Genomic DNA, 7,204 nt, shown 5'->3' with positions numbered 1-7,204 from the left:
CCCCCCATACACCGCCGCCGCCGCCATCATCACCACCGTCGCACTCGCCAGTGGCGCTTCCCGCGCCATGACACGATTTCCGACGAGAATGTAGATGGAATAGATCAGTGCTGCGGCCACGCCAAGGATGATCCCCAGCGGCCGTCCGCTCAGCTCCCCACCGATCGTCAGCGCCGTTCCCGCCAGGGCAGTCAGCACTGCCAGCACACGCCCCGTCGTGAGACGCTGGCTCAGGAACACTGCGCCCAGGACCGTGACAAGGATCGGATAAAGGTATAGCAACAGGGCAACCAAGCCTGCCGAGGCGAAATTCAGCGCCTCGAAAAAGGCGTACGACTGCGCCACGTAGCCGATTCCGCCCATTGCGACGAGAATCGCCGCATTGCGCGCGGAAGGCCAGCGGCGCCGGGTCGCCAGCATCACGGCAGACATGAGCACGGCCGAAATGAGGAAGCGCAGGAACAGCACCGTCACGACGTCGGCACCGCTGGCGCTCGCAAAACGGGCAAAGATCGCCATCGCACCGAAGGCCGCTGCCGATACCGCCACGTATGCCGCACCGACCAGCCGCTCGTTTTGCATTCACCGACTCCGCAAAACCGCGAAGCTTGCCGAAGCAGCGGGACACGGTCAATGAAATCGGACTATGCGCGCCTTATACGCGACGATCGGCATGGTGGACGGATCCATCCACGAGCATGACCACAATACGCGCGTCGCGCATGAGAAGCGCCCCTTCGGCTATTTGACTTGCCCCCGGCTGCTCGCCGAACGATCATGCCAAAATCCGAAAATCCTGAATTTCCCCGCGTTCTTCGCCATGGGCAAATGTAATAATCGGCTATGACGATTCCCGCAATCCGGCCCGAGATGACCGAAAAAGACGCCCCTCTCGCCAGGCTCGTGGCGGGTTGCCGTACGCAGCTGGAACACGACCTGTGCGAATTGTTCGAGGAAATGGGGCCCTCGCTGACGCAGGCGGCGACCGAGAGCGGCAACGCCGGCCGCGATCGCGCCCGGAACATCGCCGCCGCCGCGCTCGTACAGACCCTTCCGACGCATTGGGACAAGGTGAGCGCTGCGCTGAAGGCCAATCTTGCCGCGCGCGCGGTCCATGTCGCGCGGTCCGAATTCGATTCGGCCGACCAGGCGAACCTGCGGCTCCTGAGCGCCGCAGAGGAGTCTGTCCAGTTTGCGATGCGCGAGGTACTGGACCGCGTGACCCTGGCCTGCCGCGACGAAACCAAGCCCCTGGACCGGCGAATCAACTACCTCGTGTTGCGCAGGGTGATGCAACCCGGCGACAAGACCTTCAATGTCGCGTCCTTGTGGTCGTGCATCGAAGCCGCCTGCGCCGAGCTCACGACCGATACGGGCGCACTCATCCTGCTGCTGCAATTGGTCGGCGAACAGATGGCCACGGAGATGCCGCAGCTCTACCGCGTGGTCAACGAGACCATGATCGAGGCGGACATCCTGCCTTCGCTCAAACGCAGCTATCGCGACACGACGCCGGTCGACGCCAATGAAGTTGCGGAGGAGTCGTCGAAGCTGGCTAGCACCCTGGAGCGCCTCGTTCAGGCGCGCACGAAGGAAACAGCCGCGAAAGAAACGCCCAAGCCGGGCACCATCAGCCAGGAATTGTTCAACTCGCTGAAGACCCTGCAGGCTGCCGCGACGCCGCAAGCCCCCGGCAAGCACACCAACGTCGTGCGCATGGTGCGCGACAGCGGCGCCGCACGCAACGTCATGCCGCTCGAGGCGGTGACGCTGGACATCGTCGTCAAGCTGTTCGATCTCATCTTCAGCGACCCGAACGTCGGGGACGGAATCAAGGCACTGGTCGCCCGCCTGCAGACGCCGGTGCTGCGCGCCGCGATGCTGAACCAGCGCTTCTTCGCCGACCGCGGCCACCCGGCACGGCGCTTTCTCGACAGCATCTCAATCGTCGCCGTGCGCTGGGGAAAGGTCGTCAACGCCGAGGATCCCTTCTATCTCAAGCTGTCCGAGCTGGTCGACAAGGTGCAGAGCACCTACGACGGCGATCTGGCCGCGTTCGATGCCGCCAACGCAGAGCTCGACGCCTTCCTCACCGAACGCGAGGAACACGACGAGCAGCAGAACCGCGCCCTGGCCGACGCGGTGCTCGCTCGTGAGGAAGAAATGCGCCTCAAGCGCGAAGCCCAGATCCGTGCGCAGCAGATGGCCGACGCCTGCATCGCCCGCATAGTGGAGCCGGAGACGCCGCCCGAGATCGAGGAGTTCCTTCGCAGCTACTGGCGCGACGTCGTCCAGAACCGGATCTCGCAGTCCGGTCAGGAAGGCGCCCCCACCGCCGAGGCCATGCAGGTCGCCACCGACCTGCTGTGGTCGGTCACGCCGAAACACCTTGCGGAAGAGCGGCAGCGGCAGGCCGCCGGGGTACCGACACTACTGAGCAGGATCAACGCCGGTTTTGACGAGATCGGAGCCGCGCCGACCGAGCGCAAGGCCTTCCTCGACACCCTGCTCGACCTGCAACTTGCCGCCATGCGCGCGAAAAAGGCCGGCACGCGCAAGGGTTCCTCGACGTCACGCACGCGCGGCGGCGGACCGACCCTTCAGGTCAGCCACGCAACGGACCTCGGCATTCGCGTCCAGGACATCTCGCTACCGACGAGCGAGGGGCTCGACCGGGAAAACACGCCGGACCGTGCAGACCTGCGCCGGGTGCGCCAATTGGTGCGAGGCGACTGGGTGGACTTCACGACCGCGCGCCAAACCCGCCGCGAGCGCCTGAACTGGATCAACCGCAGCCGCACGCTCTTCCTGTTCAGCAACAGCGCCTCGCCCTGCGCGATCTCGATCACCCCGGAAGCGCTGGCGGTGCGCCTCAGGAACGGCACGGCGCAGATCGTGAAGATTGACCGGCCGATCTTCGAGCGCGCCATCCACGGCGCGATCAGGTCGCTCGACCAGCACGCCTGAGGGCTGCAGGTGACTCGTGGCACCTGTCGCTGCAGTGCCGTGGCGCCGATCCAGCAGAATCGGCTCCACCTTGCCGGAACTCTCTTCGCCATCTCCCGTCCATCTGCAAGCCACTTCACACGCAGGAACCTGCATGCAACGCGATCCCAGACTCGACGCCCTGTTCAACAACTTCAAGCAAAGCCCGCCCAAACCTGCCGGTCCGCTGCAAAAGCTCGCGGCGATAGCCGCTACCGTGCTCGTGTTCGGCCTGGCGCTGACCTTCTCCGTCCTGTTCTTTGCCGTCGTGGTCGCAGCCGGCGGGCTGATCTGGGGATACGTTTGGTGGAAGACTCGCAATCTGCGCAAGGCGATGCAGCAAGCGCAGGCGGAAGGGACGGCCCGGCGCGGCCCGCGGTCGGCGGACAATCTGGTGATCGAAGGGGAAGTGCTGCGGGAAATCCGCGAAGAGGATCACGACGCCCCACGCAAATGACTCAGGCCGCAAGCTTAGCCATGGCCACCCGCGCCTTCCGGGCGAAGGCGCTTCCGCACACACTTCAGGACACTACGCGCAGGGCGAGGCGAGCTTGTCCTGTCTCGGACACTCAGGGGCACGGGTCACGCGGCCCAGCGCGGCCGTGAGTCTTTCCCATGATTCTTCCGAATCGGGCAAACCGAAGCGGACCAGGGCGTGATCCTTGAAATATCGAGTGAAGATGCCAGCTTTGGCGAGCTCGTCGTGGACTTCTCTTGCGCGCGACTGAAAGACCGTCGCGAACAGCGGCGTCGCGCCCACCACGCCGAGCGGTTCAAGCAACTGCACCAGCCTCAGCCCGGCTGCACGCAGGCAAGGGCGCATGTCTTGTTGCCATGAACGATCCGACAGCGCCAGACGCGCAACCTCGCGCGACGGCCCCGCGATCGTCCACGGCCCGAGTCGGGATGCAAGGCGTTCGCGCAATCCCGTCGACGCGAACAGGAACCCGACACGCGCACCGGCCAGACCGAAGAACTTGCCCAGCGAGCGCAGCACGATGAGGTTCGGCGCAGCGTCGGAACCGGCTATCGGAGCAAGGCTCTCCTCGGGATTCACGTCGATGAACGCTTCATCGACGACCAGGACGCCGCCCCGCGCTCGGAGCGATGCGGCCACCTCCAGCAACTCGGGAGCGTCGTAGCGATGACCGGTCGGATTGTTCGGATTGCACAGGACGATGTGCTGCGATCCGAAGGCCAACGCACCGCGCAGGTCGCCGGACGGGTGCAGGCGGACCGCGTGTCCGTGTGCCCTCCATGCGTGAGGGTGTTCATTGTAGAGCGGGGACAGGCAGACCACGGAACTACGCGGAAAGAAGGCCGGAAGCGCCTGTATCGCGGCTTGCGAGCCGGCCACCGCGAGCCCGTTCGAATTTCCGTAGTAGGCTGCGGCCGCGTCTTCAAGACCGTCGTCCTCTTCGGGCAACCGCGCCCACGCGCGGGCGGTGAGCATGGGCACCGGCCAGCCGAAGGGGCTCACCCCAGTGGACAAGTCGAGCCATTCGGAATGGGGAATGCCATAGCGGGCCGCCGCGGCCCGCAGCCTGCCTCCATGCTCCGGGACTTTGTAACCCAGGCTCGGAGTCATCTCTTCGATCTGCATGAGCGAATTGCCTTGCTTACAACGCGGATAGACGCCGCCCGCCGTCAAGCTGACGGCTCAGCAGCGCCAGTCGGGCATGAATGCGCGGATCACTGATCCGCAGCGCAAGGTCTGCACAGCGGTGCAGATCCTCCGCTTCGAGCGCGGCCCCACAACTGACCGCGGCCTCCAGGCGCTTCAACGATAGCCGGCGGTGCCCCAAGTCGAGACTGTGCCGCAGCAATGCCACGACCGCGGCCTTGCGTTGCGCCTCGTCCTGCGCGGCGCTGAACGCCTGCTTCAGTTTCCTTGCGACATCCCTGGGCACAGTGTTCTCCTGGGGCTTTTGCTGCCGTGAATAAAAGGGAAAGACGCCACACGCGAGGGAGCATAGGGGGAGAGGGAGAACTGCCTTCGTGTGCTCGTCGGCGTCTTTCCATGAAACCGATTTGCCTTATGTACTTGAAACCAATTCCTGCACCACCAGACATTTTGCGAGGACTTCGTCGTATTCGTTGCGGGCGATCGAGTCGGCCGTGATGCCGCTGCCGACGCCGTACTGGCCGCTGCCGGAACCGGTGTCCACGGCGAGCGTACGGATTGCGACGTTGAAGACCGCATCGCCGCCCGGGCGCAGCATTCCGATTGCGCCGCAATAGATTCCGCGCGGCCCCGTTTCGAGTTCCGCGATGATCTTCATCGCTTCGATCTTCGGCGCACCGGTGATCGAACCGCAGGGAAAGGTCGCAGCGAAGATCTCTTCCAGCCCGATTTCGGGCGCGATCTCGGCGGTCACGGTCGAGGTCATCTGCCATACCGTCGGGTACTCCTCGACCGAGAACAGCGAGGGCACGGCTACGGAATGCGGCTGCGCGATGCGGGACAGGTCGTTGCGGATGAGATCGACGATCATGAGGTTCTCGGCCCGCTCCTTCTCCGCCGTCGCGAGCGAATCGCGCAGCGCGCGATCCAGTTCCTCGGACGTGCCGCGGCGGGCCGTGCCTTTCATCGGCTTGAAGGTCAGGCGCTGCTTCTCGCGGGAGAAGAACAATTCGGGCGAGACGCTCAGAATGCGGTGCCGGCCCAGCTCGACACAGGCGCAATACCCTGTCGCCTGTCTCTCCCGCAGCCCCTCGTAAAGGGATTGCCAATCGCCGACGTAGTGTCCGGCCAGGCGCAGCGTGTGGTTGACCTGATACACGTCGCCCGCGCGAATGTGCTCGAGGATCGTCGCGATATCCTGCTCGTATCGTGCGCGCCCGGCCGACAAGCCCCAGTCGAAGGCTGGCGCCGACGCATGCGTTCGGGCATACGCGCCGACCGGCCTGTCGAAGACGCCGAACCACACGAGCGGCAGGTCGGCCCGGCCCCGGAAACGAAACGCCGGGTCGAAGGCCGCACCGGCCTCGTAGCAGACGAAACCGGCCACCCACCTGTCTTCCCGCGCCGCACGATCCGCACGGGCAACCGCCGCGCGGACCTGCGACACTTCTCGGGCTTCGATGATCTCGGACGGCTGCTCGAAGACCAGCGGCCCTTCCTGCCCGGCCGCGTTCGGAAAGTCGAAACGCAGGCGCGTCACGGCTTCGTCACTCCGCACGGCTTCTTCCCGGCGTCCCATGGTCGTTCTCAGGCGAACTCGATCAGGAGGTCTTTGGCATTTTGAAAACGGATCAGGCCGCCTGCTGCAGCGGGAAAGGTGCCTGTGCGACGTATTCGTCGTACTTGCGTTCGATCATCACGCCGACACGGCCGACGCCTTCGAGCACCTGGGGCTTATGCACTGAGAGGCTGATCCAGCTCGGCCGGAACTCGTCGAAGATCACGCCGGCGAGCGAATCGGCGAGGTGTTCGAGCAATGCAAAGCGGCGCTCCGCGAGGTACCCGCGCAGGCGTGCGACCAATTCCGCATAGTCGATGGTGTCCTCGATGCGGTCGCTGCGCGCCGCACGGCTACCGATGCCGAGGCGCAGGGTGATGGACACCGGTTGCGAACCGACCAGCTCATGCGGGTAGATGCCGACCTGCGCGTCTGCGCGGATGTCGTCGATGAAGATCTGGTTCATGTTCGTTCCCGTTTGATGTTGCGAAAACTCAAGATAAATCAGCAGCCTGACCTTGACATGCCGTCTTGCGACAAGCGCGAGCGCTCGAGCGACGATGGCTTTCGTGTTCGTGTCGCGGGACGAGCATCCCGGCTTCGTGGGAGCGGCTTCAGCCGCGAATGGGCGTCGATTCGCGGCTGAAGCCGCTCCCACGGAACAGACCGACCAGCTCCACGTGAAAACGGAGCCGGTGAACAACCACCGGCTCCGTTTTCGGGACTTGCGTCGACCCGCGATCAGCCGTGCAGCGCCGCCTCACGCACCGCGGCCCGCTCGCCGCTGCCGATGGGCTCCGCCGGCGCCACGAAGACCCCAAACTCTTCCGCGGCATCGAGGATCCAGCTGTACAGGTAATCCGCGAAGCTGCGGCGGATCACCAGTTCCCAACGCTCCTCATCGACACGACGGATCACCGCCGAGCTCTTCGCAAACACGCTCGACACCCCCTTGCCCACCGGGAAGGCGCGCGGATGCACGTCGTAGGGCGTGCACTTCATCAAGAGCTCGCGCACCTTGGGGCCGGTCAGCTCCA

Annotated in this window: 9 protein-coding genes; 3 read left to right on the top strand and 6 right to left on the bottom strand. The window is 64.9% G+C overall.

Going from position 1 to position 7,204, the window contains the following annotated elements:
• A partial coding sequence (locus tag GO615_RS26835; RefSeq protein ID WP_169132913.1) for a DMT family transporter occupies positions 1-582 on the bottom strand: 582 nt, incomplete at its 3' end.
• A gap of 64 nt (positions 583-646) precedes the next feature.
• On the opposite strand from GO615_RS26835, the gene GO615_RS26830 reads away from it, so the two are divergent.
• From GO615_RS26830 to GO615_RS26820, 3 genes are all read left to right on the top strand, one after another.
• Positions 647-847, top strand: a complete 201-nt coding sequence (locus tag GO615_RS26830; RefSeq protein ID WP_169132912.1) for a hypothetical protein — start codon at positions 647-649, stop codon at positions 845-847.
• A 23-nt stretch (positions 848-870) separates the two neighbouring features.
• Positions 871-2,967 (top strand): DUF1631 family protein, encoded by a 2,097-nt coding sequence (locus GO615_RS26825; protein ID WP_169132911.1) that lies wholly within the window; start codon positions 871-873, stop codon positions 2,965-2,967.
• A 133-nt stretch (positions 2,968-3,100) separates the two neighbouring features.
• Positions 3,101-3,442, top strand: coding sequence for a CPBP family intramembrane glutamic endopeptidase (locus GO615_RS26820; RefSeq protein WP_169132910.1), 342 nt, complete (start codon positions 3,101-3,103; stop codon positions 3,440-3,442).
• A 72-nt stretch (positions 3,443-3,514) separates the two neighbouring features.
• On the opposite strand, the gene cobD is transcribed toward GO615_RS26820, so the two are convergent.
• From cobD to GO615_RS26795, 5 genes are all read right to left on the bottom strand, one after another.
• Entirely contained in the window at positions 3,515-4,588 is a 1,074-nt protein-coding gene (gene cobD, locus GO615_RS26815) for a threonine-phosphate decarboxylase CobD (RefSeq protein ID WP_246262479.1), read from the bottom strand.
• A gap of 16 nt (positions 4,589-4,604) precedes the next feature.
• On the bottom strand, positions 4,605-4,895 hold the full coding sequence (locus GO615_RS26810) for a hypothetical protein (RefSeq protein WP_169132909.1): 291 nt from the start codon (positions 4,893-4,895) through the stop codon (positions 4,605-4,607).
• Between the two features lie 126 nt (positions 4,896-5,021).
• The gene (gene pabB, locus GO615_RS26805) at positions 5,022-6,188 is read right to left on the bottom strand and encodes an aminodeoxychorismate synthase component I (RefSeq protein ID WP_169132908.1); all 1,167 of its coding nucleotides are present in this window, start codon (positions 6,186-6,188) and stop codon (positions 5,022-5,024) included.
• Between the two features lie 52 nt (positions 6,189-6,240).
• On the bottom strand, positions 6,241-6,633 hold the full coding sequence (locus GO615_RS26800) for a dihydroneopterin aldolase (protein ID WP_169132907.1): 393 nt from the start codon (positions 6,631-6,633) through the stop codon (positions 6,241-6,243).
• Positions 6,634-6,908: 275 nt separating this feature from the next.
• Positions 6,909-7,204, bottom strand: a 296-nt coding sequence (locus tag GO615_RS26795; protein WP_246262478.1) for a sarcosine oxidase subunit gamma, incomplete at its 5' end; no start/stop codon positions are given.

This window comes from Aromatoleum evansii (assembly GCF_012910805.1).
Classification (GTDB): Bacteria; Pseudomonadota; Gammaproteobacteria; order Burkholderiales; family Rhodocyclaceae; genus Aromatoleum; species Aromatoleum evansii.
Note: the sequence above shows the minus strand (reverse complement) of the source record. Positions and strands in the feature narration are given on the sequence as shown.